At 73.1% G+C, this 25,425-nt stretch carries 22 protein-coding genes; 10 read left to right on the forward strand and 12 right to left on the reverse strand.

All coding sequences use genetic code 11. The features are described 5' to 3' along the window. Positions 1-114 precede the first annotated feature (114 nt). Positions 115-1,065, forward strand: a complete 951-nt coding sequence (locus tag ACGFSC_RS27820; RefSeq protein WP_359899507.1) for a LysR substrate-binding domain-containing protein — start codon at positions 115-117, stop codon at positions 1,063-1,065. Here the strand turns inward: ACGFSC_RS27820 and ACGFSC_RS27825 are convergent, their stop codons facing one another. Continuing rightward, complete coding sequence (locus tag ACGFSC_RS27825; RefSeq protein ID WP_359899509.1) at positions 1,066-1,722, reverse strand: TetR/AcrR family transcriptional regulator; 657 nt, start codon at positions 1,720-1,722, stop codon at positions 1,066-1,068. Between the two features lie 124 nt (positions 1,723-1,846). Here ACGFSC_RS27825 and ACGFSC_RS27830 point away from each other — a divergent pair, with 124 nt between their 5' ends. Continuing rightward, positions 1,847-4,066 carry an MMPL family transporter gene (locus ACGFSC_RS27830; RefSeq protein WP_359899510.1) on the forward strand — a complete coding sequence of 740 codons (2,220 nt, stop codon included), beginning with the start codon at positions 1,847-1,849 and terminating at the stop codon, positions 4,064-4,066. A 168-nt stretch (positions 4,067-4,234) separates the two neighbouring features. Here ACGFSC_RS27830 and ACGFSC_RS27835 read toward each other — a convergent pair whose 3' ends face one another. From ACGFSC_RS27835 to ACGFSC_RS27845, 3 genes are all read right to left on the reverse strand, one after another. Next, positions 4,235-6,106: an ATP-binding SpoIIE family protein phosphatase gene (locus ACGFSC_RS27835; protein ID WP_359899512.1), complete on the reverse strand. Its 1,872-nt coding sequence runs from the start codon at positions 6,104-6,106 to the stop codon at positions 4,235-4,237. A gap of 83 nt (positions 6,107-6,189) precedes the next feature. Then, positions 6,190-6,861 (reverse strand): class I SAM-dependent methyltransferase, encoded by a 672-nt coding sequence (locus ACGFSC_RS27840; RefSeq protein WP_359899589.1) that lies wholly within the window; start codon positions 6,859-6,861, stop codon positions 6,190-6,192. Between the two features lie 574 nt (positions 6,862-7,435). After that, entirely contained in the window at positions 7,436-10,390 is a 2,955-nt protein-coding gene (locus ACGFSC_RS27845) for a BTAD domain-containing putative transcriptional regulator (protein ID WP_359899514.1), read from the reverse strand. A 213-nt stretch (positions 10,391-10,603) separates the two neighbouring features. Here ACGFSC_RS27845 and ACGFSC_RS27850 point away from each other — a divergent pair, with 213 nt between their 5' ends. Continuing rightward, positions 10,604-10,888 (forward strand): hypothetical protein, encoded by a 285-nt coding sequence (locus ACGFSC_RS27850; protein WP_359899516.1) that lies wholly within the window; start codon positions 10,604-10,606, stop codon positions 10,886-10,888. 183 nt (positions 10,889-11,071) lie between these two features. Here ACGFSC_RS27850 and ACGFSC_RS27855 read toward each other — a convergent pair whose 3' ends face one another. Continuing rightward, positions 11,072-11,347: a hypothetical protein gene (locus ACGFSC_RS27855; protein WP_359899518.1), complete on the reverse strand. Its 276-nt coding sequence runs from the start codon at positions 11,345-11,347 to the stop codon at positions 11,072-11,074. A gap of 137 nt (positions 11,348-11,484) precedes the next feature. Here ACGFSC_RS27855 and ACGFSC_RS27860 point away from each other — a divergent pair, with 137 nt between their 5' ends. Beyond that, positions 11,485-12,243 (forward strand): GntR family transcriptional regulator, encoded by a 759-nt coding sequence (locus ACGFSC_RS27860; RefSeq protein WP_359899519.1) that lies wholly within the window; start codon positions 11,485-11,487, stop codon positions 12,241-12,243. Between the two features lie 122 nt (positions 12,244-12,365). Here ACGFSC_RS27860 and ACGFSC_RS27865 read toward each other — a convergent pair whose 3' ends face one another. Next, on the reverse strand, positions 12,366-14,033 hold the full coding sequence (locus ACGFSC_RS27865) for a fumarate hydratase (RefSeq protein WP_359899520.1): 1,668 nt from the start codon (positions 14,031-14,033) through the stop codon (positions 12,366-12,368). 147 nt (positions 14,034-14,180) lie between these two features. On the opposite strand from ACGFSC_RS27865, the gene ACGFSC_RS27870 reads away from it, so the two are divergent. Together ACGFSC_RS27870 and ACGFSC_RS27875 are read left to right on the forward strand one after the other, a co-directional pair. Beyond that, positions 14,181-14,945: a DUF1707 domain-containing protein gene (locus ACGFSC_RS27870; protein WP_359899522.1), complete on the forward strand. Its 765-nt coding sequence runs from the start codon at positions 14,181-14,183 to the stop codon at positions 14,943-14,945. Positions 14,946-15,261: 316 nt separating this feature from the next. After that, positions 15,262-15,633 carry a WhiB family transcriptional regulator gene (locus ACGFSC_RS27875; RefSeq protein WP_359899591.1) on the forward strand — a complete coding sequence of 124 codons (372 nt, stop codon included), beginning with the start codon at positions 15,262-15,264 and terminating at the stop codon, positions 15,631-15,633. A 99-nt stretch (positions 15,634-15,732) separates the two neighbouring features. Here ACGFSC_RS27875 and glpX read toward each other — a convergent pair whose 3' ends face one another. Next, positions 15,733-16,773: a class II fructose-bisphosphatase gene (gene glpX, locus ACGFSC_RS27880; RefSeq protein WP_030055344.1), complete on the reverse strand. Its 1,041-nt coding sequence runs from the start codon at positions 16,771-16,773 to the stop codon at positions 15,733-15,735. Between the two features lie 215 nt (positions 16,774-16,988). Between glpX and ACGFSC_RS27885 the strand changes: the two genes are divergently transcribed. Then, a complete protein-coding gene (locus ACGFSC_RS27885) occupies positions 16,989-17,525 on the forward strand; it encodes a DUF4245 domain-containing protein (RefSeq protein WP_359899524.1) in 537 nt (178 codons plus the stop codon). A gap of 87 nt (positions 17,526-17,612) precedes the next feature. Here the strand turns inward: ACGFSC_RS27885 and ACGFSC_RS27890 are convergent, their stop codons facing one another. From ACGFSC_RS27890 to ACGFSC_RS27905, 4 genes are all read right to left on the reverse strand, one after another. Further along, on the reverse strand, positions 17,613-18,215 hold the full coding sequence (locus tag ACGFSC_RS27890; protein WP_359899526.1) for a malonic semialdehyde reductase: 603 nt from the start codon (positions 18,213-18,215) through the stop codon (positions 17,613-17,615). A 111-nt stretch (positions 18,216-18,326) separates the two neighbouring features. Continuing rightward, positions 18,327-18,581: an exodeoxyribonuclease VII small subunit gene (locus ACGFSC_RS27895; protein ID WP_359899528.1), complete on the reverse strand. Its 255-nt coding sequence runs from the start codon at positions 18,579-18,581 to the stop codon at positions 18,327-18,329. Positions 18,582-18,641: 60 nt separating this feature from the next. Further along, positions 18,642-19,853, reverse strand: a complete 1,212-nt coding sequence (xseA, locus tag ACGFSC_RS27900) for an exodeoxyribonuclease VII large subunit (protein WP_359899530.1) — start codon at positions 19,851-19,853, stop codon at positions 18,642-18,644. Positions 19,854-19,863: 10 nt separating this feature from the next. Continuing rightward, positions 19,864-21,246: an APC family permease gene (locus tag ACGFSC_RS27905; RefSeq protein WP_359899532.1), complete on the reverse strand. Its 1,383-nt coding sequence runs from the start codon at positions 21,244-21,246 to the stop codon at positions 19,864-19,866. 121 nt (positions 21,247-21,367) lie between these two features. On the opposite strand from ACGFSC_RS27905, the gene ACGFSC_RS27910 reads away from it, so the two are divergent. Beyond that, complete coding sequence (locus ACGFSC_RS27910; RefSeq protein ID WP_359899533.1) at positions 21,368-22,342, forward strand: 4-hydroxy-3-methylbut-2-enyl diphosphate reductase; 975 nt, start codon at positions 21,368-21,370, stop codon at positions 22,340-22,342. A 195-nt stretch (positions 22,343-22,537) separates the two neighbouring features. Then, positions 22,538-23,284 carry a polyphosphate--glucose phosphotransferase gene (ppgK, locus tag ACGFSC_RS27915; protein ID WP_359899535.1) on the forward strand — a complete coding sequence of 249 codons (747 nt, stop codon included), beginning with the start codon at positions 22,538-22,540 and terminating at the stop codon, positions 23,282-23,284. 36 nt (positions 23,285-23,320) lie between these two features. Here the strand turns inward: ppgK and ACGFSC_RS27920 are convergent, their stop codons facing one another. Next, positions 23,321-23,983, reverse strand: a complete 663-nt coding sequence (locus ACGFSC_RS27920; RefSeq protein WP_359899537.1) for a DUF6542 domain-containing protein — start codon at positions 23,981-23,983, stop codon at positions 23,321-23,323. A 292-nt stretch (positions 23,984-24,275) separates the two neighbouring features. Here ACGFSC_RS27920 and ychF point away from each other — a divergent pair, with 292 nt between their 5' ends. After that, complete coding sequence (ychF, locus tag ACGFSC_RS27925) at positions 24,276-25,349, forward strand: redox-regulated ATPase YchF (protein WP_359899539.1); 1,074 nt, start codon at positions 24,276-24,278, stop codon at positions 25,347-25,349. Positions 25,350-25,425: the final 76 nt, after the last annotated feature.

Below are 25,425 nucleotides of genomic sequence, written 5' to 3' on the forward strand. Positions count from 1 at the left end.
GATCAGGGAAATAGCTACACTGGATGTGTCTGATCGGAGATTGTTATCAGTACTGAATCCCCCACGTCGCGGCCGGTTCCCCGCCGGAACGGCGGCCCCAAGGGCGACCCGACTGTGTCGAGCGCCACAGCCCGCAGCCCGCGCACCCCGACCGTCGCCCAGTTGCGCGCCTTCGTCGCGGTGGCCGAGCACCGGCACTTCCGGGAGGCCGCCGCCGCCACCGGGACCAGCCAGCCCGCGCTGTCCGGGGCGGTCGCGGCGCTGGAGGAGTCGCTGGGCGCACAGCTGGTCGAGCGTACGACGCGCAAGGTGATCGTCACCCCACTGGGGGAGCGTGTGCACCAGCACGCGCGCCGGGTGCTCGCCTCGCTGCAGGCCCTCACCGAGGAGGTCGAGGCCGCCCGCCGTCCGTTCACCGGGCCGCTGCACCTGGGCGTCATCCCGACCGTCGCGCCCTACCTGCTGCCCACCGTGCTGCGGCTGGTCCGCGACGGCTTCCCGGACCTGGAGCTGCACGTCCACGAGGAGCGCACCCCCTCGCTGCTGGAGGGCCTGGCCGCCGGGCGGCTGGACGTCCTGCTGCTCGCGCTGCCGGCCGGCGGGGCCTCGCCGACCAAGGACATCCCGCTGTTCGACGAGGACTTCGTCCTGCTCACCCCGCCCGGCCACCCGCTCGCCGGGCGGATCGACGTCCCGCGCGACGTGCTGCTCGACCTGGAGGTGCTGCTGCTGGAGGAGGGCCACTGCCTGCGCGACCAGGCGCTGGACATCTGCCGCGAGGTCGGCGCCGACCCGGCGGGCTCGACCACCCGCGCGGCCGGCCTGTCCACCCTGGTCCAGCTGGTCGCCGGCGGCCTCGGGGTGACCCTGCTGCCCGCCACCGCGCTGGACGTCGAGGCCGGGCGCACCGACCGGCTGGCCGCCGTCCGCTTCGCCGCACCGCAGCCCGGCCGCAGGATCGGGCTGGCCGTCCGGCCGGGCTCGGCCCGCAACGCCGAGTACGAGCGCTTCGCGGCCGCGCTGCGCGAGGTGCTGGTCGAGCTGCCGGTCCGGATCGTTTCCTAGCTAGCGCGCAGCGCGCAGGGCGTCCGGCCGGCGGAGTTCCGCCGCCGGGGTGCCCAGGCAGAGTCCGACCGTCGTCGCGACGAGGAGCTCCAGTGCCTCCAGGGTGTCCTGGTCGGGCCGGTCGCCGGGCCGGCGCAGGGTGAGGTGGCGGGCCGTCAGGCCGTCGAAGCCGCCGAGGAAGTGGACGGCGATCCGGCGGGCGGGCAGCGCCAGGCTCAGGCCGTGGGCGGCCGCGAGGGCGTCGAGCATCTCGGTGGCGGTGCCCTCGATGTCGTGCTGGAGCCCGAGCATGATCTCCTGCATGTCCGGGTCGCGCATGGCCAGCGCCCCGAACTCGCTCAGCAGCACGCAGCGTCCGTGCTCGCCGGTGGCGGCCTCCCAGAGCGCGAGCACCAGGGTGCGGACCTGCTCGCCGAACGCGCCGTCGCCGGGGGAGGCGGCGCGCACCTCGCCGACGAAGTCGGACTTCAGCTGCTGGACGACCGCCCGGTAGAGGTCCTTCTTGGTGCCGAAGGTGTAGTGCACCGTCGCCTGCGCCACGCCCAGCTCGGCCGCGATCGCGCGGGTGCTGCCGGCGGCGATTCCCTCCCTGGTCATCAGGTCGATCGCGGCCTGGACCAGTTGCGGTCGGCGTTCGGAGGCGGGGACGTGGGCCATCCAGTCAGGGTAGCGCCACGGGCGGGCAACTGTGTCGTGCGATCTTGTCGGTCAACTTTGTCACCCGACAAAGTTCGGTCTACGGTGGGACGCGACCTGCCCTGACCGACCCGAGGGACCGCCGATGGCCACGTACCTGTACCGACTGGGCCGATACTGCTTCCGGCGGCGACGGGCCGTCGCCGCCGTCTGGATCGCCCTGCTCCTCGCCATCGGCGGGGCCGCGGGCGCCTTCGCCGGCAAGACCACCGACGAGTTCAAGGTCCCGGGCACCGAGGCGCAGGCCACCCTGGACCGGATCAAGGACACCTTCCCGGCGCAGGGCCACGGCTCCGCGCAGGTCGTCTTCGCCGCCGGCGCGCCCGGCGGCATCGGGACGCCCGAGGCGAGCAGGGCGGTCGGCGAGGCCGTCGCCCGGATCGCCCAGGTGCCGGGCGTGGCCGCGGTGCCGGACCCGTACGCCACCGGCGCGCTCTCGCCGGACGGGAAGGTCGCGCTCGCGCTGGTCTCCTTCGACCACAAGCTCGCCGATGTCACCGACCGGCAGCGCGACGCCGTGAAGGCCGCCGCCGAACCGGCCCGCGCGGCCGGGCTGGACGTGGCCTTCGGCGGCGACGCGTACAACACGATGGCCCGGATCGAGGGCGGCAGCGAGGCGATCGGCCTGGTGGTGGCCGGGCTGGTGCTGGTGGTCACCCTCGGCACGCTGGTCGCCGCCGGGCTGCCGCTGCTGACCGCGCTGGTCGGCGTCGGCGTGACGATGGCCGGCCTGCTGACGCTCACCGGCTCCTTCGAGATCATCACCACCGCGCCGGTGCTGGCCCTGATGGTCGGCCTCGCGGTCGGCATCGACTACGCGCTGTTCATCCTCTTCCGGTACCGCCGCCACCTGGACGAGGGCCTGGAGCCGGAGGAGGCCGCCGCCCGGGCCACCGCGACCGCCGGCAGCGCCGTCGTCTTCGCCGGTCTGACCGTGGTCGTCGCGCTCGCGGGACTCGCCGTCGCGGGCGTGCCCTTCCTCACCGTGATGGGTCTGGCCGCCTCCGGGGCCGTCGTGGTGGCCGTCCTGGTCGCGATCACGCTGCTGCCCGCCGTGCTGGGCTTCACCGGCCGGTCCATCGACCGGCTGCCGATCTGGAAGCGGGCCCTGACCGCCAACAACCGCACCACCATGGGCGAGCGTTGGGGCCGCTTCGTGGTCCGCCGCCCGCTGCCCGTCCTGCTGGTCGCCCTGGCCGGGCTGGGCGCCCTGGCGGTGCCCGCCGCGAGCCTGAACCTCGGTCTGCCGAGCGGCGGTTCGCAGGCCGCCGGGACGGACGCGCGCAAGGCGTACGACCTGGTCGGCGAGAGCTTCGGGCCGGGCTTCAACGCTCCGCTGGTGGTCGTGGTGGACGCCCACGGCGCGCCGCAGCCCGAGCAGGCGGTGCGGGAGGTGGCCGCGAAGCTCCAGACCCTCAAGGGCGTCGGGACGCTGCTGCCGCCGACCGTCGACCAGGAGAGCCGCACCGCGCTGGTGACCGTCATCCCGCAGACCGGTCCGGACCACGCGGACACCGAGGCGCTGGTCAACGAGATCCGCGACCGGAAGGCGGAGCTGAAGGCGGAGACCGGCGCGGACATCGCCGTCACCGGCACCACGGCCGCCAACATCGACGTCTCCACCAAGCTCGGCCAGGCGCTGCCGCCCTTCCTCGCGGTGATCGTCGGGATCGCGGTGGTGCTGCTGGCGCTGGCGTTCCGCTCGGTGCTCGTCCCGCTCAAGGCGGTGGCCGGTTTCCTGCTCAGCGTCACCGCCTCGCTCGGCGCGGTGGTCGCGGTCTACCAGTGGGGCTGGCTGGACGGGCTGATCGACGTGCCCAAGGTCGGGCCGGTGGTGAGCTTCGTGCCGATCCTGCTGATCGGCGTGCTGTTCGGGCTGGCGATGGACTACGAGCTGTTCCTGGTCTCCGGGATGAAGGAGCAGCACGTCCACGGCGCGGCGCCGCGCGAGGCCGTGGTGGCCGGGGTGCGGAACGGGGCCCGGGTGGTCACGGCGGCCGCGCTGATCATGGTGGCGGTGTTCGGCTCGTTCGTCTTCGGCCACGATCCGGTCGTCCAGCCGATCGGATTCGCCCTCGCGGTGGGCGTGCTGGTGGACGCCTTCGTGGTGCGGATGGCGCTGGTGCCGGCCGCGATGGCGCTGTTCGGCAAGGCCGCCTGGTGGTTCCCGAAGCGGCTGGAGAAGGTCGTGCCGCGGGTGGACATGGAGGGCGAGCAGCTGATGGCCCGGCTCGCGCGACGGCCGGCCGAGGACGGGACGCGGGAGCCGGCCGAGCAGCCGGCCGTGGAGCCGACCCGGATCTGAAGGCCCCGGCGCCAGAAGCCCCGGCCCCAGAAGACTAGGCCCCAGAAGGCCCGGCCCGAGAAGCCCCGGCCCGGGGGCAGTGGTCGGACGACCCGTACGGGGCGCCCGGTGGGATCCGTTCCCGCCGGGCGCTCCCGCGTTCGCGCCCCCGCGTTGGAGGGGGCGCGGTCACATCCCCGCGGGCAGCCGCTGTTCGAACCAGACCACCTTGCCGGTGCCCAGCCTGGTCGCACCCCAGCGGTCCGCGCACCGGGCCACTATCTGCAGCCCGCGCCCGCGTTCGTCCTCCGGCCCGGTGCGGCGCGGGCGCGGCAGCAGCGGGCTGTCGTCGCCGACCTCGCAGCGCAGCCGGGCGGTGCGCACCAGGCTCAGGGTGACCGGCCGGGTCGCGTGCTGGACGGCGTTGGTGACCAGCTCGCTGACCATCAGCTCGGTCGCCTCGCTCAGCTCGTCCAGCCCCCAGCGGCGCAGCGTGTGCGCGGCCAGTCGGCGGGCCCGGCCCGGAGTCTCGTTGCGCGGCTGGAGGTACCAGTGCGCGACGTCCCCGGCCGGGATGCCGTCGAAGCAGGCGCCGAGCAGGGCGATGTCGTCGCCGCGGTCGCCGGGCGGCAGGATCCGCAGCGCCTCCTGGCACAGCTGCTCGGGGGACTGCCAGCGGGCGGCGGCGATCCGGGCGCGCAGCATCTCCAGGCCGTCGCTGATCGGGCGGGTGCGGGTCTCCACCAGGCCGTCGGTGAACAGCAGCAGGGCCGAGCCGGGCGGTGCGGGCAGTTCGACGGAGTTGAAGTCCACCCCGCCGACGCCGATCGGTGCCCCGGAGTCCAGTTCGACCAGTTCGGCGATGCCGTCCGGGCGGACCAGCACCGGTGGGACGTGTCCGGCGTTGGCCATCACCACCCGGTTGGCGATCGGGTCGTACACCGCGTAGACGCAGGTGGCCAGGTGCTGTTCCCGGCCGAGCCGCTGGGCCTGTTCGTCCAGGTGGTAGAGCACCTCGTGCGGCGGCAGGTCGAGGGCGGCCAGGGTCTGGGCGCTGGTGCGCAGCTGGCCCATGATGGCGGCCGAGGTGAGCGAGTGGCCCATCACGTCGCCGACGATCAGGGCGACCCGGTTGCCGGGCAGCGGGACGGCGTCGTACCAGTCCCCGCCGACCTGTGCGCCGCGCTCGCCGGGCAGGTAGCGCTGGGCGATCCGGACGCCGTGCGACTGCGGCAGGCGCAGCGGCAGCATGCTGCGCTGGAGTTCGTTGGCGATCTCCCACTCGCGGGCGTAGCGCAGTGCGGTGTCCACGGCCAGCCCGGCCTGGGTGGCGAGGTGCGCCGCGGTCGCGGTGTCCGCGGCGTCGAAGACCGGGCGGCCGGTGCGTTCGGGAGGGCGGCGGATCAGTATCAGCAGCCCGAGCACGGCCTTGCGCCCGCGCAGCGGCAGGGCGAGGACGGAGGTGCCGGCGGCCAGCCGGGCCACCCCGCGGGTGCCGTACAGCTCGCGCAGCAGCGTCTCGGCGCGTTCGGCGGCGGGGGTGCCGAGGACGGCGGCCTCGGCGGGGCGGCGGCTCAGCAGGGCGTGGGCGAGCGCCCCGCCGCGGGTCACCGGGGTGGCCGGGCCGCCGTCGGCGGTCGAGCGGGCGCCGTAGCGGGAGCGGCGCCGGTCGTCCAGACCGCTCGGGCGGCCGCGGCGGCCGATCCGGGTGCCGGTGCTGTGGTGTATCCGCAGCTCCTCCGGGAAGCCGGGTTCGCGTTCGACGTTGGGCAGCGGGTCGCGCAGGTGGACGACGGCGGCGTCGGCGAGCGTCGGGACCAGCACCCGGCCGATGTTGCGCAGCGTCGCGGCGAGGTCGAGGGCGCTGTTGATCCGCCGGGTCGCCGAGTCGAGGTACGCCAGGCGGTCCGCCATCTCGGTGCGTTCCGGCCGTGCGCCCGCCCGTCGTACCGGGGCGGCCGGCAGGGCCGTCGCCGGGGCCGGTGCCGCGGCCGGGACCTGGCGGCGCTGGCCCGGGACGGCGGGCGGCTGCTCCGCCTCGGTCTTGAGCTGGTCGCGCACGGCTGCCTGTCCTGGATTCGGTGTGGTCGGTGAGCTGTTCTGTTGCACCGGCCGCGGGTGCGGCCGGCCCTGTCCCGGTTCGATCAGCCGACGCGTCGACAGCGCAGGAACAGCTGTTCCTCCGGCGGCAGCGAGGTACTGGCCGGTGCGTACGGATGCCCCGAGCACTCCTCGACGGCGAAGCCGGCCGAGACCAGAACCCGCTCCAGATCCTCCCTCAGATACCCACTGATCCGCAGCTCTCTGCCAAGGAACGGAAGCGGAACGTGATCCAGGTCCGCCTCGACCATACCGAGCGCCAGCAGTCCGCCCGGCCGCAGGAGTTCGCGCAGCTGCCGCAGCACGGTCGGGATCTCGTCCTGCGGCAGCAGGATCAGCGAGAAGAACGCGGTGACGGCGGCGAAGCGGCCCCGGCCGTCCGGCCCCAGTTCGGGGGCGTTCCAGACCCGGTCCGCACGCTCGGTGGCCAGATCGTACAGGTCGATCCGATGGAACACCGGCGCGAAAACGCCTGGGAAGGCGGTCCGCCGGGCCAGCGTGAGCATGCCGTCGGAGAGGTCCGCGCCGGTCACCCGCAGACCGTCGGCGACCAGCTGGCGGACGGTCGGTTCGCCGGTGCCGCAGCCGACGTCCAGCACCCGGGCGCCGGGTTCGAGCTCGGCGAGCAGCCGCCGGCCGCAGGCCAGCTGTCCGTCCTTGGCGGGGAACGCCTCGCCGTACTCCGTGCCGATGGTGTCGAAGGCGACCGCCTGCAGTGCCCGGGCCGCCCGCCGCCGCCGTACCTCGGGTTCGTCGTCGCCGGCGTCCTCGTCGACGGGGAACGGGTCCGATATCTGTCCGGTCGTCACGTTGCGAGGCACCCTTCCACCCGTGGCCTCCGGTGGCTCCTCCGCGGCCCCGCGGGCCGCTGCCGGTGGCGGTACGTCACGCTCTGCGCACCACGCGGACGGACGGCACCCCGATGCGTTTCCGAGCAGACACTCGTGTGCGTACTGGCATCTGAGAATATGCGTGATCACTGTGCCGTGGGGTCCCTTTCCGGCCAACTCGCCGCGCTTGGGTGGTTGTGGCCGGGGTTGCGGAAGCACGGGGGTGCGGGCGGGGTTGTGCGCGTGGCCGCGCACGCCGGACAGCGCGCCAGGGGAACGTCGATGACCTGCGGTTTTGCCGATCCGCAGGCTGACTATCGGACGTTTATCGAACGTCAATCGGTCCGGTGCACAGTGGAGTCCAGCGCCGGGGAAGCGTTGAGGGCGCTCCCGCAGCCGGGGGGCTGCGGGGGCGCCGACGCGCGGAACGGGGGAGGTTCTCCGCGGGGGAGCGGAAGCCTTACGGCGCGGGGGGAGAGAGGGGCTCGGTGTGCTGCTGGGAGATGAGGTCCGCCACGGGGGAGGCCTCAGGCACACCGAGCCGCGTGAAGATCGCATGGGCCTCCTGGAGGCAGGCGAGTCCGCGAGCCGGCTGGGCGAGCGCCAACAGGGCCTCGCCCAGTGCGGCGTTCGCCAGACCCTGGCAGTAGGCGGAGCCCAGCTCCTGGCCGATCGCCAGCGACTCGCCGGCCGCCGAGGCCGCCTCGGCGGGCTGCTCGGCGACCAGCAGGGCCGAGGCGAGCCTGGCCAGGGTGTAGCCCTCCCACAGGGGGTTCTGCTGCGACTGGTAGAGCCGGTGCGCCTCCCGCAGGTGCGGAACGGCGTCGCCGCCGGAGAGCACCACGCCCAGCTGGTAGAGGGTCTGGGCGAGCAGCGGGCCGTTCTTGGACTCCCGGGCGGCGGCGACACCGTCACCGGCGGACCGGACCGCCGTCTCGGTCATCCCGAGCCGGTGCTGGGCCCGGGCCATGTTGCTGACGATGCGGGCCTCGGCGGTCGGCGCGCCGACCGCCTGACTGGTGGCCCGGGCCTGTTCCATGAACGGCAGGGCCTCGGCCGGGCGGTTGCCCAGGCTCAGGATCACGCCCAGGATGTTGGCGGTGGCCAGCAGCTGGACGGTCGGGACGTCCGGTGACTGGTGGTCCAGACTGCGGCGCAGCGAGTGCTCGGCGCCCTGGAAGTCACTGGTGACGTAGTTCAGGGCACCCAGGACGAAGTGCACCCGGGCGAGTGCGGCGGAGTCGTCGCGGAGCTCCGCCTCGCGTCCGAGGGCTTCCAGCACCGGTCGTACCTGGGGGCCGTGGGTCGGGTCCGGATCGAGGCCGTACAGCAGGATCAACAGGTCGATCGCCGCGTGCTGCGAGGAGCGGGGCCCGTTCGCCGCCGCCGCCGTGGAGTTGAGCAGGAGGGCGCTCTCGCTCCGGAGCCAGGACTGGGCGGAACCGCTGGTCGGCAGGCCGATCCCGGGCGAGGACGGCGTGGTGAGCAGCTCGGGCTCGGGGTCGTCCGGTTCGAGGGTCCGGGCCGCGTTGCGGACGGTCGGGATCAGCAGGTCGAGCAGCCGCAGGACGGCCCGTTCCTGCTCCCCGCCGTCGCCCGACCGGTCGTTCTGCCGCTGGGCGTAGAGGCGGAGCAGATCGTGGTAGCGGTAGCGGCCGGGGGTGAAGCACTCCAGCATGTTCGCCTCCACCAGGGCCTCGACGAGCTCCTCGGCGGTGTCCTCGTCCACGCCGAGGAGTGCCGCGGCGGCCGCGAGCGGGATGTCGGGGGAGTCGATCAGCGCGAGCAGTCGAAAGGCGCGGGCCTCGGCCGTGGACAGCTGTCCGTAGCCGAGCCCGATGGTGGTCTCCACGGCGAGGTTGCCGAGTTGGAGCTCGTCCAGGCGGTGACGCTGGTCGGCTAACCGACGGGCCAGGTCGGAGACGCTCCACCGCGGCCGGCTGGCCAGCCGGGCGGCGGCGATGCGGACCGCCAGCGGCAGGAAGCCGCACGCGGTGACCACCGCCATGGCCGCCTCCGGCTCCGCGGCGACCCGCTGCTCCCCGACGATGGCCGAGAACAGTGCCAGGGCCTCCCGCGGAGTCAGCTCCTCGACGTCGAACAGTTGCGCGCCGGGGATGCCGGCGAGCCGGGAACGGCTGGTGGCGAGCACCGCGCAGCCGGAGACGCCCGGGATCAGCGGCCGGATCTGGTCGGCGTCCCGCGCGTTGTCCAGCAGGATGAGCATCCGCCGGTTGGCGAGCAGCGAGCGGTAGAGCGCCGCGCGCTGCTCCATCGACTCCGGGTTCTCGGTGACACCGAGGGCGTGGAGGAAGTCGCCGAGGACGACGACCGGGTCGGCCGGCGAGGCGCCGGCGCCGCGCAGGTCGACGTACAGCTGTCCGTCCGGGAACTCGGCCCGGACCCGGTGGGCGACGTGGACCGCGAGGGTGGTCTTCCCGACGCCGCCGATGCCGGCCAGCGAAGTGACCACCACGGCCTGGCCGGTGGCGTTCATCAGGACCGTCGAGAGGTCGCTCACCAGCTCGGTGCGGCCGCTGAAGTCCAGCACGTCGGCCGGGAGTTGGGCCGGTGCCGGGGCGGTGGGCCGGTCCTTCGCCGCCGCTTCGGGCACGGCCGGGAGGGCGAGCGCGGGGTCGGCCGCGAGGATGCGGGTGTGCATCGTGGACAGGCCGACGCCCGGTTCCACCCCGAGTTCCTCGATGAGCAGTTTGCGGGTGTCGGTGTAGACGCCGAGGGCCTCGGCCTGGCGGCCGCAGCGGTACAGCGCCAGCATCAGGAGTTCGCGCAGCCGTTCGCGCAGCGGATGTTCCGTCGTCAGGTTGTTGAGCTCTCCGACGATTTCCGCGTGCTGGCCGATGGCGAGGGCGGCGGCGCACAGGTCCTCGGCGGCGGCCACCTGGCGCTCGGCCAGTCGGAGCCGCTGGGTGTCGGCGTAGGGGCCGGGGATGCCGGTGAGCGGGCGGCCGCTGAACAGGCCCAGTGCCTCGGTCAGCAGTCGGTGCGCGTCCTGCTTGTCGCCGTTCGTCCGGGCGGCCGCGGCCTCGGCGCAGAGCCGCTCGAAGACCGTCAGGTCGAGGGCCTCGCCCGGGATGCGCAAGGCGTAGCCGTCGGCGACCGAGACCAGCAGCTCGGCGGGTGCGCGGACCTCGCGGCGCGGCTCGATGACCGAGCGCAGCCGGGAGACGTAGGTCCGCAGGGCGGCGACCGCCTGGGCCGGCGGGCGATCGCCCCACAGGGCGTCGACCAGGTCCTGGGTGGTGACCGGGCGGCCGGCGTGCAGCAGGAGGGCGCTCAGGACCGCCTGTTGCTGGGGGGAGCCGAGGGAGACGGGCTTCCCGTCGAGCCAGGCCTGGACCGGGCCGAGGACCTGGAAGCGCAGCGCGGGCGAGGGCGGCGTCTCCTGAAACTCCATGAAGTCCCCCGATGGCCTGTGGTGTCGATTTCGTGAAAGGGCGCTCGGCGGTCCGCCGCGGTGCTTCAGCTTAGGCGGACGCCCGACTCTGCCGGACGGTCCCGCAAGCCGCACGATGTTTATCGGACATTTAATCAACCCTACGATACTGTGCCCGCGCCCGCGCCAAGCCGGTCGGGCTGACGACATTTGATGACCGAAAGGCGGCCGCCAATGGCCAACGACCAGAGCGAGACCCCGGTGCCGTCGACGCCCGAGAACCAGGCGCAGACCCCGGCCCCGGACTCCGCTGTGGAGGCCGGCCAGGCTGTCGAGGGCGCGGTCGCCGCGACCTCGGACCCGACCGAGTACACCGAGCCGAGTGCCGACCGGAAGAACGCGATCGAGAACGGGATCTTCGGCGACGAGGCCGACCACCTGCTGGAGCCGGCCAAGCCGGACACCGGCAAGCCGGGCGAGAAGTACGAGCCGGAGAGCATCGTCTTCGGCCACGCGTGAGCCGTGCCGGTCGCGTGCCCCCGTCGCCCCCGTCCGGGCGCGGGGGCACCGGTGGTTATGGGCACGCCAATTCCCCATAGGTGTCAACCGGGTGGCCGAAACATGCCCGCGGTGCACTCATGGTGACCGGCGATATCCGTAACGTGCCCGACGGCGGGTGCGGGACGTTCCGGAATTCCGGATTCACCCGGGGGTATTGCGGTGGTCGGAATGCCGCCGTTTGCCCGCGTTTTGCCGAAATTGCCGAGGAAGATCGTATTCGGCTGAATCGCCCGCCCCGGGGGCGGGGGCGACCTGGTGGGGGTCGGCCGTCCATTCCCGGCCGCCGGGCTCGGGGCGCAGGTAGTGCTCGCCGCCGATGGTGTCCATGTAGATGCCGGTGCGTCCGGTCCTCCGGTCGAGGACGAGTTCACCCACGTGGGGCCGGTAGGCCGGGGTGTTTCGCTGTCGGGTGCTCACCGTGCTGCTCCTCGCTCTGGTCGGCGACTGGCCAGCATCTCTAGAGAAGCTAATATCTCTAGAGATGTCAACGGTCGTATCTCCTTACCGGCGACCGCGGGCACGCCTACGATTTGTCCGAGGCAGAGGGAGCGGCGATGACCGGCAGCAATGGCGACAAGCAGCCCAAGTACCAGCGGATCGCCGAAGCGCTGAAAACGGCCATCGACAGCGGCCGGTACCGCGCGGGCGACCGCCTGCCCGGCGAGAACGACCTCATGGACGAGTACGGCGTGGCCCGGATGACCGCCCGCCAGGCCCTGGGCGTGCTGCAGAGCGAGGGCATCGCCGAGGCGCGCCGCGGCGCCGGGGTCTTCGTCCGGGACTTCCGGCCGCTGCGCCGGCGCGGCATCCAGCGGCTGGCGCAGGGGCAGTGGGGGTCCGGCCGGTCGATATGGTCGGCGGACATCGACAACCGCAGCCTGGTGGTCGACCAGGTGTCCGTCACCGAGCAGGGCGCGCCCGAGCACGTGGCCCGGATGCTCGGGGCCGCCCCGGGCGCCCCGATGTGCGTGCGGCACCGCCGCTTCGTCCTCGACGGCAAGCCGGTGCTGCTGTCGACCTCCTACCTGCCCGCCGTCCTGGTCGCGGGCACCGCGATCACCCGCGAGGACACCGGCCCCGGCGGCACCTACGCCCGGCTCGCCGAGATCGGCGCCAAGCCCGTGCACTTCCGCGAGGAGGTCCGCTCCCGGATGCCCGGCGCCGAGGAGGCCGCCCGCCTGGAGCTGTCCGCCGGCACCCCCGTCATCCTGATCTGCCGCACCGCCTTCGCCGACGAGGGCCAGGTCGTCGAGCTCAACGAGATGATCCTGGACGCCGCCTCCTACGTCCTGGAGTACGACTTCGACGCCTGAGCGCCGGACGACGCCTGAGTGCCGGACGGCGCCCGCCGGCCGCGGCCGGCTGCCGTCCACCGCCTGGGAACACCGCCGCCCCGGCCGCAGGGGCGACCGGGGCGGGGCGGGGGCGTGCGGGACTACTCCTTGGAGCGGACGCGCAGGTTGGTGATCAGCGGGCCCTCGGTGGTCTCGCGGAAGAAGTCGTTGCCCTTGTCGTCGACGACGATGAAGGCCGGGAAGTCCTCGACCTCGATGCGCCAGACCGCCTCCATGCCGAGCTCGGCGTACTCCAGCACCTCGACCTTCTTGATGCAGTCCTGGGCGAGGCGGGCGGCCGGGCCGCCGATCGAGCCGAGGTAGAAGCCGCCGTGCGCGGCGCAGGCGTCGGTGACCTGCTTGCTGCGGTTGCCCTTGGCCAGCATGACCATCGAGCCGCCGGCGGCCTGGAACTGGTCGACGTAGGAGTCCATCCGGCCGGCCGTGGTCGGGCCGAAGGAGCCGGAGGCGTAGCCCTCGGGGGTCTTGGCCGGGCCCGCGTAGTAGACCGGGTGGTCCTGGAGGTACTTGGGCATGCCCTCGCCGGCGTCCAGGCGCTCCTTGATCTTGGCGTGGGCGATGTCGCGGGCGACGACCAGGGTGCCGGTGAGCGAGAGCCGGGTCTTCACCGGGTACTTGGACAGCTCGGCGCGGATCGCGGACATCGGCTGGTCGAGGTCGACGCGCACCACGTCGTCGTCCAGGTGCTCGTCCGTGGTGTCCGGCAGGTACTTCGCCGGGTCGGTCTCCAGCTGCTCCAGGAACACGCCCTCGGCGGTGATCTTGCCGAGCGCCTGGCGGTCGGCGGAGCAGGAGACGGCCATCGCGACCGGGAGCGAGGCGCCGTGCCGCGGCAGGCGCACCACGCGCACGTCGTGGCAGAAGTACTTGCCGCCGAACTGGGCGCCGATGCCGATCTTCTGGGTCAGCTCGGTGACCTTGGCCTCCAGCTCCAGGTCGCGGAAGCCGTGGCCGGTCCTGGCGTCGCCCGAGGTCGGCAGGTTGTCCAGGTAGTGCGCCGAGGCGTACTTGGCGGTCTTCAGCGCGAACTCGGCGCTGGTGCCGCCGATCACGATGGCCAGGTGGTACGGCGGGCAGGCCGCGGTGCCCAGCGAGCGGATCTTCTGCTCCAGGAACGAGAGCATGCTCGCCTCGTTCAGGATGGCCTTGGTCTCCTGGTACAGGTACGACTTGTTGGCGGAGCCGCCGCCCTTGGCCATGAACAGGAACTTGTACGCGTCGCCGTCGGTGGCGTACAGCTCGATCTGGGCCGGCAGGTTGTTGCCGGTGTTCTTCTCGTCCCACATGGTCACCGGGGCCATCTGGGAGTAGCGCAGGTTGAGCTTGGTGTACGCGTCGTGGACGCCGCGCGCGATGGCGGACTCGTCGCCGCCCTCGGTGAGCACGTTCTGGCCGCGCTTGCCCATGACGATGGCGGTGCCGGTGTCCTGGCACATCGGGAGGATGCCGCCGGCCGAGATGTTGACGTTCTTCAGCAGGTCGAGCGCCACGAAGCGGTCGTTGGGGCTGGCCTCCGGGTCGTCCAGGATGCGGCGCAGCTGGGCGAGGTGGGCGGGGCGCAGGTAGTGCGAGATGTCGTGCATCGCCTCGGCCGTCAGCAGCCGCAGCGCCTCGGGCTCGACCTGGAGGAAGGTGCGGCCGCCGGCCTCGAAGGTGGAGACACCCTCGGAGGTGATCTTGCGGTAGGGGGTCGGGTCAGCGCCCAGGGGGAGCAGGTCGCTGTACTCGAAGTCTGGCGTGGGAGCCATGGGGGCGGTCCTTAGCTGTCCAGTTGGTCCGGCTGCGTCGGCGAAGCATCATCCAGGGTAGGACCCGGTGGAAGTCGGCATGCGGACAGGGCAGCCTTGCGTGACCGGGCTCACTCGTGCAGGAGTGCGAGCGACTAGGCTGACCCCGTGGACAACTCGCCGTCGCACGACGATTCGGGGCAGCCGCCGGTGCCGGCGCCCGTACCGATGACCAAGCCCGAACCCGAGCCGGAACTCAAGCCCGAGACCAGGGCGGAGGCCGCGCCGCGGCCGCACGCGCCGGTCGCGGAGGCGGACCTGCGGGTCTCCGACGCCGACCGCGAGAAGGTCGCGGAGCTGCTGCGGGACGCCTACGCCGAGGGCCGCCTGGACGCGGACGAGCACGCGGAGCGGATCGAGGCCGCGTACGCCGCGAAGACCTTCGGCGACCTCGTGCCGCTGACCCGGGACCTGCCGGCCCGCCCGCTGTCCTTCGAGAAGCAGCCGCTGAGCGCCCCGCAGGGCCCGCCGCCGCAGCCGCCCGCGCGCCAGGAGTCGCCGACGGTGGTGGCGGTCTTCGGCGGCGCGGCCCGCAAGGGCCGTTGGCGGGTGGGCTCGCACCTGAGCGCCTTCGCCGCGTTCGGCGGGGTGGAGATCGACCTGACCGACGCCGTGTTCGAGTCCCCCGAGGTGGAGATCACGGTGACGGCGATCTTCGGCGGGGTCCAGGTCAGGGTCCCGGAGAACGTGAGCCTGCAGGGATCCGGCATCGGCATCTTCGGCGGCTTCGACGTCCGGGAGACGACCGCGGCGGACCCGTACGCTCCGGTTGTCCGGATCAAGGGCCTTGCGCTGTTCGGTGGTTGCGAGGCGAAGCCGCGCCGGGGCAAGAAGCTGAAGGAATGGGTGCGGCGCCAACTCGGCACCGACTGACCGTCGTTGACCTGCACAGTGCCCGATCGGGGATCAACTCCCGGTCGGGCGCTCGACGTTGTGGCCGGTGCTCTGCGTAGTCGATTGCGTGCAGTGTGCATGAATCGCGGCCGGGCGGGGTAGTTCCTTCCGCACATCGCTTCTTGGACGGCTGCGCACCGGAGGCGGCCGAGCGGCCGTGCCCGGGCAGGACAGCGGGGGCTCGCGGCCGGCGGGGGAGCGAGGGGTCCCCGTGTCCGAGAGCCTCGTCAGGAGTACGGCCGTGCTGCATCCGATCGAGTCCCGCACCACCTCGCCAGTCGCCGCTGCGCAGGTCCTGGAGCGCCGTTCCGGCGTCCGTCCGCAGCCGCAGGGCGGCCCGGCGGGTTCCCCCGCGGGCGAGGACAACCCCTGGCACACCGGCGCCGCGTGTCGGCGGGACGAGGTGGGGCTGTTCTTCGCGCCCTCCAAGGAGCCGACGGCGGCCCGGCTGTCGCGCGAGGAGCAGGCCAAGCAGGTGTGCGCCCGCTGCCCGGTGCTGCTGGAGTGCCGCGAGCACGCGCTGGCCCAGCCGGAGCCGTACGGGGTCTGGGGCGGGCTGACGGCCGCCGAGCGGCGGGTGGTGCTGGCCCGGCGGCGGCGCCGGGACACGGAGCTGCGCGAGGCGGCCCTGGTGACGGCGGCCGCGCGGCGCCGGATAGCCGGGTGACGACGGGCCCGGGAGCGGGCCCGAGAGCGGGACGGCGACGCACCGCGGCCCCGGCGGAGGGGGATTCCGCCGGGGCCGCGAAGCGCGCTCGGGTGGGGCTCAGTTGGCGCGGTCGAAGTCGATCGCGCTGTACGCCCGCAGCTTCGAGAGCTTGTGGGTGGAGTTGATCTCGCGGATGGTGCCGCTCTTGGAGCGCATCACCAGCGAGCTGGTGGTGGCGGTCTCCGAGCGGTAGTGCACGCCGCGCAGCAGCTCGCCGTCGGTGATCCCGGTGGCGACGAAGAACACGTTCTCGCCGCTGACCAGGTCGTCCGTGGTGAGGACCCGGTCCAGGTCGTGGCCGGCGTCCAGGGCCTTCTGCCGCTCGGCGTCGTCCTTGGGCCACAGCCGGCCCTGGATCACGCCGCCCATGCACTTCATCGCGCAGGCCGCGATGATGCCCTCCGGGGTGCCGCCGATGCCCATCAGCAGGTCGACGCCGGTGCCCTCGCGGGCGGCCATGATCGCGCCGGCCACGTCGCCGTCCGAGATGAACTTGATCCGGGCGCCCGCTTCGCGGATCTCCCGGACCAGGCCGTCGTGGCGCGGGCGGTCGAGCACGACGACGGTGACGTCCTCGACGGCGCTGCCCTTGGCCTTGGCGACCCGGCGGATGTTGACCGCCGCCGGGGCGGTGATGTCGACGAACTCGGCGGCCTCCGGGCCGGCCACCAGCTTGTCCATGTAGAACACGGCGCTGGGGTCGAACATGGTGCCGCGGTCGGCGACGGCCAGTACGGCCACCGCGTTGTTCATGCCCTTGGCGGTCAGCGTGGTGCCGTCGACCGGGTCGACCGCGACGTCGCACTCGGCGCCGGTGCCGTCGCCGACCCGCTCGCCGTTGTAGAGCATCGGGGCTTCGTCCTTCTCGCCCTCGCCGATGACGACGACGCCGTTCATCGACACGGTCGAGACGAGGGTGCGCATCGCCTTCACGGCGGCACCGTCCGCGCCGTTCTTGTCGCCACGTCCGACCCACCGGCCGGCGGCCATCGCGGCCGCCTCGGTGACCCGGACGAGTTCGAGCGCGAGGTTCCGGTCCGGAGCCTCGGGCGCGACCTCCAGGGCACTGGGAAGGTGGTGCGGGTACTGCGTGGTCATCGTCGTTACCTCTCTGTACGCGACGGCCAGTGAGCGCCCGACTACTGCCAGGTCGAACGCCGTGGTGAGGGTATTGCGATCGTATCTGCCCACGAGATGACTGTCTGTGGCGCAGGTCGCTGCTCTGTGGCGGAAACCACCGATTCGCCCGGTATCACCCGTCCGTGGACACCCCTGGTGACCGCCCGGGGATGTGGATGAGTCACCATGTGGGGGTGGCAGCAGACAGCAAGGGCATGAGGGGCCGGCAGACCGTACGGGACATGGTCCTGTCGATGCTGGCCGTCGGTTTCGTCGTCGGGATCGGGTACCTGTTCCTCCCGCACGGATCCGGCGGCGACCCGGTGCGCGTGGTCGGGTACCGGGTGGAGGCGGCCTCCGCCAAGCGCGCCGCGCCGTACCCGCTGCTCTCCCCGGAGGGACTGTCGGACAAGTGGCGGGCCACCTCGGTCGGTTACCGGCCGGCCGACCAGAACAACGGCAAGGGCAACGCCTGGCACCTGGGCTTCGTGACTCCCTCGGGCCGGTACGCGGCGATCGAGCAGAGCGACGTGCCGCGCGACTCCCTGCTGGCCGACCACGTCAAGGGCGCCGCGTCGGACGGCACTTCCGAGGTGGCCGGCCGCACCTGGGACCGGGTGCAGGGCGAGAAGGACCGCGCGCTGGCCGTCCAGACCGGCCCCGGGACCACCCTGCTCACCGGCACCGCCTCCTACGAGGAGCTGGCCGAGCTGGCGCAGGCGCTCAAGTAGCCCCGCTTCCGCCCGCCTTCCCGGGCATGCCGAAGGGCCCCGCGCCGGACGAACCGGTGCGGGGCCCTTCGGCGTGCGCGGGGCGGATCAGGCCGTGGTGACGACCTCGTCGTAGGCCAGGCGCGGCGAACGCGGGAACCAGGCGTCCTCGCCCGGGCGGCCGATGTTGACCACGGCCAGCACCGAGTGCTCGCCGTCGCCGAAGAACTCCTTGTTGATGCCCTCGGCGTCGTAGCCGGTCATCGGGCCGGCGGCCAGGCCGGCGGCGCGCACGCCGATGATGAAGTAGGCGGCCTGCAGGGCGCCGTTCATCGTGGCGGACTGCTCACGGACGCTGCGCTCCGAGAAGAACAGGTCCTTGGCCTGGGGGAAGTGCGGGAGCTGGGTCGGCAGCTCCTCGTGGAACTCGTTGTCCACGGCCAGGATGGCGACCAGCGGGGCGGCGGCGGTCTTGGCCTTGTTGCCGTCCGCCATCTGCCGGACGAGGCGCTCGCGGCCCTCGGCCGAGCGGACCAGGACGACGCGCAGCGGCTGCTGGTTGAAGGCGGTCGGGCCGTACTTGACCAGCTCGTAGATGGCCTGGACCTGCTCGTCGGAGACCTGCTCGTCGGTGAAGGTGTTGGCGGTGCGGGCCTCGCGGAACAGGAGGTCCTGAGCGGCGGCGTCGAGTACCAGGGCGTCGGTGGTCATGCTTCTGCACCTCATGCGGAAAAGGGGTTCGTCGGGGCGATCGGCCGCAGCCGTTCACTTCCTCCAACATAGGTGAAGATTCAACGATTCCCCAAGCGGATGTGATCCGCCTCACTCCCCGCCGGGAGCCGCGCCCTCCTCGGCGGCCAGCGCGGCGTCCAGCCGGGCCCGGGCGCCGTCCAGCCAGCGCTGGCACACCTTCGCCAGCTGCTCGCCGCGCTCCCACAGGGCCAGCGACTCCTCCAGCGAGGTCCCGCCGGTCTCCAGCTGCCGGACGACGTCCAGCAGCGCGTCCCGGGCGTGCTCGTAGCCCAGCGCGTCGTCCGGGTTCGGCGCCGCGTCCTGCTGCTCCTGCTGCTCTGCCATGGGTGCCAGCGTAGGGGCTCGGGCCGACACTCCCCAGCCCCGGCCCGCGGCGGCGGGCGACTACCCGGGAGTCGCGGTGACGTCGAAGCCGCCGCCCGCCACCCGCGCGTGCAGCCCCTCGCCGGGCGCGACCTGCGCCGGGTCCGTCACCACCGTGCCGTCCGCGCGCTGGAGCACCGCGTAGCCGCGCTCCAGGGTGGCCGCCGGGGAGAGCGCCACCACCCGGGCCAGGGTGTGCCCGAGGTCGCTCTGCGCGTGGTCCAGCCGGTGCCGCAGGGTGCGCCGGGCCCGCTCCAGCAGGCCGTCCACCTCCTGCCCCCGCCCGTCCAGCATCCGGTGCGGGGCGGCCAGCGACGGGCGGCTGCGCACCCCGTCCAGCCCGTGCTGCTCGCGCTCGACCCGGGACAGCACCTGCCGGCGGGCGCGGTCGCGCAGCTGGCGGACCTTGGCCAGCTCCTCACCGACGTCCGGAACCACCCGTTTGGCCGCGTCGGTCGGGGTGGAGGCGCGCAGGTCGGCCACGAAGTCCAGCAGCGGCTGGTCCGGCTCGTGCCCGATCGCGCTCACCACCGGCGTACGGGCGGCCGCGACCAGCCGCACCAGGCCCTCGTCCGAGAACGGCAGCAGGTCCTCCACGCTGCCGCCGCCGCGGGCCACGACGATCACGTCCACCTCGGGGTGCTCGTCCAGCTCCCGCACGGCCGCGCTCACCCGCTCCACCGCGCTGACCCCCTGCACCGGGACGTTGCGCACCTCGAAGCGCACGGCCGGCCAGCGCCGCCGGGCGTTCTCCAGGACGTCCCGCTCGGCCGCCGAGCCGCGCCCGGTGACCAGCCCGACGCACTGCGGCAGGAACGGCAGCGGCTTCTTGCGCTCCGCCGCGAACAGGCCCTCCCCGGCGAGCCGCCGCTTCAGCTGCTCCAGCCGGGCCAGCAGCTCGCCGAGGCCCACCGGGCGGATCTCCGAGGCGCGCAGGGACAGCTGCCCGCGCGCCGCGTACCACTCCGGCCTGGCGTGCACGACGACCCGCGCGCCCTCCTGCACCACGTCCGCGACCTGGTCGAACACCGAGCGGAAGCAGGTCACCGTGAGCGACACGTCGGCCTGCGGGTCGCGCAGGGTCAGGAACACCACGCCCGCGCCGGGGCGGCGGCTGAGCTGGGTGATCTGCCCCTCCACCCAGACCGCGCCGAGCCGGTCGATCCAGCCGCCGATCAGCGCGGAGACCTTGCCGACCGGGAGCGGCGCTTCGGGGGAGCTGGTGTTGGCCATGCGTACGAGGCTAGCGGCGTCCGCCGACACGTCCGGGACCGCCGCCGGTGGAGCCCCGGCCGGTGGAGCCCTGGACGGCGAGCACCACCAGGCCGACCACCAGCCAGACCAGTCCGACGAGCTGCGCGGTGCCCGAGGCCTCGTACACGACCGCCGCGATCACCGCGATCCCCAGCACCGGCACGACCACGTGCGGGAGCCACCGCCGCGAGCCGTGCCGCACCGCGTACCAGCCGATCACCGAGGCGTGCAGCAGCGCGAAGGCGGTCAGCGCGCCCACGTTCACCACCGAGGTGAGCCGGTCCAGGCCGTCGTCCCGGTTGGCCGCCCAGACCGCCGCCGCCATCGTGATCACCGCGGCCGCCAGCAGCGCCCGGCGCGGCACCGCGCTGGCCGGGTCGACCGAGCCGAGCGCCCGCGGCAGCCGGCCGTCCCGGGCCATCGCGAAGAGCAGCCGCCCGGCCGCGGCCTGCCCGGCCAGGGCCGCGAAGGCCGCGCCGATCGCCTTGCTGGCCGCCACCAGTACGTGCAGCCAGTGCCCGACGCCGCTCTCCACGGTGTCGTAGAAGGCCGAGCCCTGCGCCGCCGGGTCGGCGGCCAGCTGCTGCGGTCCGGTCGGCTCCAGCAGGGCCGCCAGGTAGGTCTGGGCGACGAACAGCACCCCGGCCAGCGCCAGGCACCAGAGCACCGCCCGGGCCACCGCCGCCGAGGCGCCGACCGCCTCCTCCACGAAGGTGGCGATCGCGTCGAAGCCCAGGTAGGAGAGCACCGCGACGGACACCGCCGAGATCACCGCGGTCAGCGAGAAGTCCCCGACGGCGGTGAACGGGGTGTCCCAGCCGCGCCGGGCGCCGTCCTGGGCCAGCGCCACCGCGGCGGCGGCCATGAACACCACCAGCACCGCGATCTCCATCGCGAGCACCGCGAAGCCGATCGTCGCCGCCGTCCGCACCCCGGCCAGGTTGAGCGCGGTGGTCACCACCACCGCGAGCGCCGTCCAGACCCAGCGCGAGACGTCCGGCACCAGGGAGTTCAGCGCGATCCCGGAGAACAGGTAGGCCACCGCGGGGATCAGCAGGTAGTCGAGCATCGCCATCCACCCGGCGATGAAGCCCGGGCCCTCGCCCAGCCCGGCCCGCGCGTAGGCGAACACCGAGCCGGTCTGCGGCACGGCGCGCACCATCTGGGCGTACGAGGAGGCGGTGAAGGCCATCGCGACCGTCGCGGCGAGGTACACGGTGGCGACGGCTCCGTGGCTCTTGGCGTCCAGCACGCCGAACACGCCGACCGGGGCCATCGGGGCGATGAACAGCAGTCCGTAGACCATCAGATCGCGCACGCCCAGGCTGCGGCGCAGGCCGCTCGGCGTCGCCTGCTCGCTCACAGAGCTCATAGACACCATATTTTGAGCGCAATTGACCGGGTCTGCGCGGAAAGTGTCCGCCATTGGTGGGGCGGCCCGGCGGGAGGCCGGGAGGACGAGCGCGGGTCGCGGCCGCCCGTACGATGGAGCCATGTCCAAGACCGCGCAGCGCCGTGTCCTGCTCGCCGCCCCCCGGGGCTACTGCGCGGGAGTCGACCGCGCCGTGATCGCCGTGGAGAAGGCCCTGGAGCAGTACGGGGCGCCCATCTACGTCCGCAAGCAGATCGTCCACAACAAGTACGTGGTGCAGACCCTGGAGAAGAAGGGCGCGATCTTCGTCGACGAGACGGAGGAGGTGCCGGAGGGCTCGATCGTCGTCTTCTCCGCGCACGGCGTCGCCCCGTCCGTCCACGACGAGGCGCGGGCCGGGAAGCTCGCCACCGTCGACGCGACCTGCCCGCTGGTCACCAAGGTGCACAAGGAGGCCGTCCGCTTCGCCGACGAGGGCTTCGACATCCTGCTGGTGGGCCACGAGGGCCACGAGGAGGTCATCGGCACCATGGGCGAGGCCCCGGACCGGATCCACCTGGTGGACGGTGCCGAGGACGTCGCCAACGTGCAGGTCCGGGACGAGTCCAAGGTCGTCTGGCTGTCCCAGACCACCCTGTCCGTGGACGAGACCATGGCCACCGTCGGCGAGCTGAAGAACCGCTTCCCGCAGCTGGTCAGCCCGCCCAGCGACGACATCTGCTACGCCACCCAGAACCGCCAGGTCGCGGTCAAGCAGCTGGCCCCGGAGACCGACCTGCTGATCGTGGTCGGCTCCAAGAACTCCTCCAACTCCGTGCGCCTGGTCGAGGTCGGCCTGGAGTACGGCGCCAAGGCCGCCCACCTGGTGGACTTCGCCGAGGAGATCCGCGAGGAGTGGCTGGAGGGCGTCACCACGGTCGGCCTGACCAGCGGCGCCTCGGTGCCGGAGATCCTGGTCGACGGCGTGCTGGAGTTCCTGGCCGCGCGCGGTTACGACACGGTCGAGACGGTCAAGACCGCCGAGGAGCACCTGGTCTTCTCGCTGCCCAAGGAGCTGCGCCGCGACCTGCGCGCCGAGGCGGCGGGCAAGCTCTGACCCCACCCGGAAGGGCCGGTACCCCGCACGGGGTGCCGGCCCTTCCGCCGTGCGGCCCCGTGCCGCCCGGCTTGCTGCGGTGCGGCTTCCTGCTGTGCGGGCCCCGGCGCACTCTCGTAGTTTTGTGCACAGGCTGTGGACAATTCACCGGCCGCGAACCGGCCCGGTCCGCGGCCGACGGCGGAGGGTGACGTGATGACGGCGGTATTCGGCGTGGACATCGGCGGCTCGGGGATCAAGGGCGCGCCCGTCGACCTCGCCCGGGGCGTGCTCGCCGAGGAGCGCCACAAGGTGCTCACCCCGCAGCCGTCCGCCCCCGGGGCCGTGGTCGACGCCGTCTGCGAGGTGGTCCGCCACTTCGGCCACCAGGGCCCGGTCGGGCTGACCTTCCCCGGCGTGGTCGTCGACGGCCGCACCAGGACGGCGGCCAATGTCGACAAGGGCTGGATCGGCCTGGACGCGGCGGGCCTCTTCCGCGAGGCGCTGGGCATGCCCGCGACCGTCCTGAACGACGCGGACGCGGCCGGGCTGGCCGAGCTGACCCACGGCGCCGGACGGGCCGAGCCGGGCGTCGTCCTGGTGCTCACCTTCGGCACCGGCATCGGCAGCGCCCTGTTCGTGGACGGCACGCTGGTGCCCAACACCGAGCTGGGCCACCTGGAGCTGCGCGGCAAGGACGCCGAGCGCCGGGCCTCCTCGGCGGCCAAGGAGCGGCACGGGCTGAACTGGGAGCAGTGGGCCGGGCGGGTCGACGAGTACCTGGACCTGGTGGAGGGACTGTTCTCGCCGCGGCTGATCGTGATCGGCGGCGGGGTGAGCCGCAAGCACGAGAAGTTCCTGCCGCTGCTGAAGGACCGCGAGGCACGGGTGGTGCCGGCGGAGCTGCGCAACGACGCGGGCATCGTCGGAGCCGCCATGGCGGCGGCCCGGGCGGAGGGCTGACGGGCGGGCCGCCGGCCGCGACCGGCGGGGCGGGGCTCAGCGGGCGCGGTGGATCCGGCGCTGGGCGACGAACCGGGCGAGCACGATCAGCGTGGCCAGCCCGGTGCCGGAGAACAGCCAGCCGGCCCGCAGCGCCAGCCCGGTCGCCAGCGAGACCACCTGGGCGGTGACGCCGGGGGAGCTCACCGGTTCGAGCAGCAGCAGCGCGAGCGCGAAGGCGATCGGCCCGCTGATCGGCGCGGCCAGCAGATCGGCGTAGCGCACCCGGACGGCCAGCTGGAAGCAGACCACCAGGTAGCCGAGGCCGAACAGCCAGCCCAGGTCGTCGAAGAGCAGCCGGTCCAGGCCCGCCACCGCGAGCACCGTCAGGACGGCGACCACCCCGGTGCCGATGGCCGTCAGCCGGGCCGGCCGGCCGGTGCGCCGCCGCCCGTACAGCTGCTCGTCGCCGCGCCCGCGCCCGCGCAGCGGCAGGCGCAGGCGCAGCCGGGGGCCGGCCGGGCGGGCGGCGGCGGACGGTCCGGGCGCCGGGCGCGGCCGGGAGGCGGGGGCGGGCCCGGAGGGGGCTGCGGCGGTCTCGGGAGCCCGGCCTGGGCCGGGGACGGCGGGGGCGGTCGCGCGGGTCGGGGGACGGCGTCTGGGCCCTGGCGGCTGGGTACGGATGCTCTGCTCCACCCGTCCAACGTACGGTCCGATCATCGCCACACTGTGTAATGGACCGTTCAGGGCCCGGCCCGTGTCTCCGGACGGAGCAGTGATGTGATCGTCACTCAGGTCGGCTGACCTGCCCCGTCGGCTCGGCGCACCACGGTCACCGGATCCGCGCACGGGTCTCCCCGCCGGCGACGGCATGACGGATCTCACCTTCGAACGGCCCGTCCGCGTCCGGTGGGACGACGAGCTGTGAGGCGGGGCGGGGGCTGCCCGTAGACTTGGGGGTCGGCCCGTACGGTGCCGACCCAACTCCTCCAAGCCCACGGGACTGCGCTTCATGTCGCTCACGATCGGAATCGTCGGCCTGCCGAACGTCGGCAAGTCGACCCTGTTCAACGCCCTGACCAAGAACGACGTGCTGGCGGCCAACTACCCGTTCGCCACCATCGAGCCGAACGTCGGCGTGGTGGGCGTCCCGGACGAGCGGCTGGCCAAGCTCGCCGAGATCTTCGGCTCCCAGCGCATCCTCCCGGCCACCGTCGACTTCGTCGACATCGCCGGCATCGTGCGCGGCGCCAGCGAGGGCGAGGGCCTGGGCAACAAGTTCCTCGCCAACATCCGCGAGTCCGACGCGATCTGCCAGGTCGTGCGCGCCTTCACCGACCCGGACGTGGTGCACGTGGACGGCAAGGTGTCGCCCAAGGACGACATCGAGACCATCCACACCGAGCTGATCCTGGCCGACCTCCAGACCATCGAGAAGGTCCTGCCGCGGCTCCAGAAGGAGGCGCGCCTCAAGAAGGACACCGCCCCCGTGCTGGCCGCCGCCGAGGCCGCGCAGGCGATCCTGGAGACCGGCAAGACCCTCTTCGAGGCCGGCTTCGACACCGCCCCGATCCGTGAGCTCCACCTGCTGACCGCCAAGCCCTTCCTCTACGTCTTCAACGTGGACGAGGACGAGCTGGCCGACGAGGACTTCAAGGACGCCCAGCGCGAGCTGGTCGCCCCGGCCGAGGCGATCTTCCTGAACGCCAAGATCGAGTCCGAGCTGATCGAGCTGGACGACGCCGAGGCCCTGGAGCTCCTCCAGTCCATGGGCCAGGAGGAGCCCGGCCTCGCCACCCTCGCCCGGGTCGGCTTCGACACCCTCGGCCTGCAGACCTACCTGACGGCCGGCCCCAAGGAAACCCGCGCCTGGACCATCAAGAAGGGCGCCACCGCCCCCGAGGCCGCCGGAGTCATCCACACCGACTTCCAGAAGGGCTTCATCAAGGCCGAGGTGATCTCCTTCGCCGACCTGGTCGAGACCGGCTCCATCGCCGAGGCCCGCTCCAAGGGCAAGGCCCGCATCGAGGGCAAGGAGTACGTCATGCAGGACGGCGACGTGGTGGAGTTCCGCTTCAACGTCTGATCGACCCGCTCCCTGGGCCGACCGGATCCGCCGCCTGTGCGGGTCCGACGGGGCCCGCCTCCTCCGAGGCGGGCCC

The organism is Kitasatospora sp. NPDC048715 (assembly GCF_043198905.1).
Lineage (GTDB): Bacteria > Actinomycetota > Actinomycetes > Streptomycetales > Streptomycetaceae > Kitasatospora > Kitasatospora lactacystinica.

What these genes read in the sequence shown, in the direction of transcription:
- ACGFSC_RS27825 (WP_359899509.1), bottom strand. Translation starts at nt 1,722, where the DNA reads ATGGCCCACGTCCCCGCCTCCGAACGCCGACCGCAACTGGTCCAGGCC.
- ACGFSC_RS27830 (WP_359899510.1), top strand. Translation starts at nt 1,847, where the DNA reads ATGGCCACGTACCTGTACCGACTGGGCCGATACTGCTTCCGGCGGCGA.
- ACGFSC_RS27845 (WP_359899514.1), bottom strand. Translation starts at nt 10,390, where the DNA reads ATGGAGTTTCAGGAGACGCCGCCCTCGCCCGCGCTGCGCTTCCAGGTC.
- ACGFSC_RS27850 (WP_359899516.1), top strand. Translation starts at nt 10,604, where the DNA reads ATGGCCAACGACCAGAGCGAGACCCCGGTGCCGTCGACGCCCGAGAAC.
- ACGFSC_RS27860 (WP_359899519.1), top strand. Translation starts at nt 11,485, where the DNA reads ATGACCGGCAGCAATGGCGACAAGCAGCCCAAGTACCAGCGGATCGCC.
- ACGFSC_RS27865 (WP_359899520.1), bottom strand. Translation starts at nt 14,033, where the DNA reads ATGGCTCCCACGCCAGACTTCGAGTACAGCGACCTGCTCCCCCTGGGC.
- glpX (WP_030055344.1), bottom strand. Translation starts at nt 16,773, where the DNA reads ATGACCACGCAGTACCCGCACCACCTTCCCAGTGCCCTGGAGGTCGCG.
- ACGFSC_RS27890 (WP_359899526.1), bottom strand. Translation starts at nt 18,215, where the DNA reads ATGACCACCGACGCCCTGGTACTCGACGCCGCCGCTCAGGACCTCCTG.
- ACGFSC_RS27895 (WP_359899528.1), bottom strand. Translation starts at nt 18,581, where the DNA reads ATGGCAGAGCAGCAGGAGCAGCAGGACGCGGCGCCGAACCCGGACGAC.
- xseA (WP_359899530.1), bottom strand. Translation starts at nt 19,853, where the DNA reads ATGGCCAACACCAGCTCCCCCGAAGCGCCGCTCCCGGTCGGCAAGGTC.
- ACGFSC_RS27905 (WP_359899532.1), bottom strand. Translation starts at nt 21,246, where the DNA reads ATGAGCTCTGTGAGCGAGCAGGCGACGCCGAGCGGCCTGCGCCGCAGC.
- ACGFSC_RS27910 (WP_359899533.1), top strand. Translation starts at nt 21,368, where the DNA reads ATGTCCAAGACCGCGCAGCGCCGTGTCCTGCTCGCCGCCCCCCGGGGC.
- ppgK (WP_359899535.1), top strand. Translation starts at nt 22,538, where the DNA reads ATGACGGCGGTATTCGGCGTGGACATCGGCGGCTCGGGGATCAAGGGC.
- ACGFSC_RS27920 (WP_359899537.1), bottom strand. Translation starts at nt 23,983, where the DNA reads ATGATCGGACCGTACGTTGGACGGGTGGAGCAGAGCATCCGTACCCAG.
- ychF (WP_359899539.1), top strand. Translation starts at nt 24,276, where the DNA reads ATGTCGCTCACGATCGGAATCGTCGGCCTGCCGAACGTCGGCAAGTCG.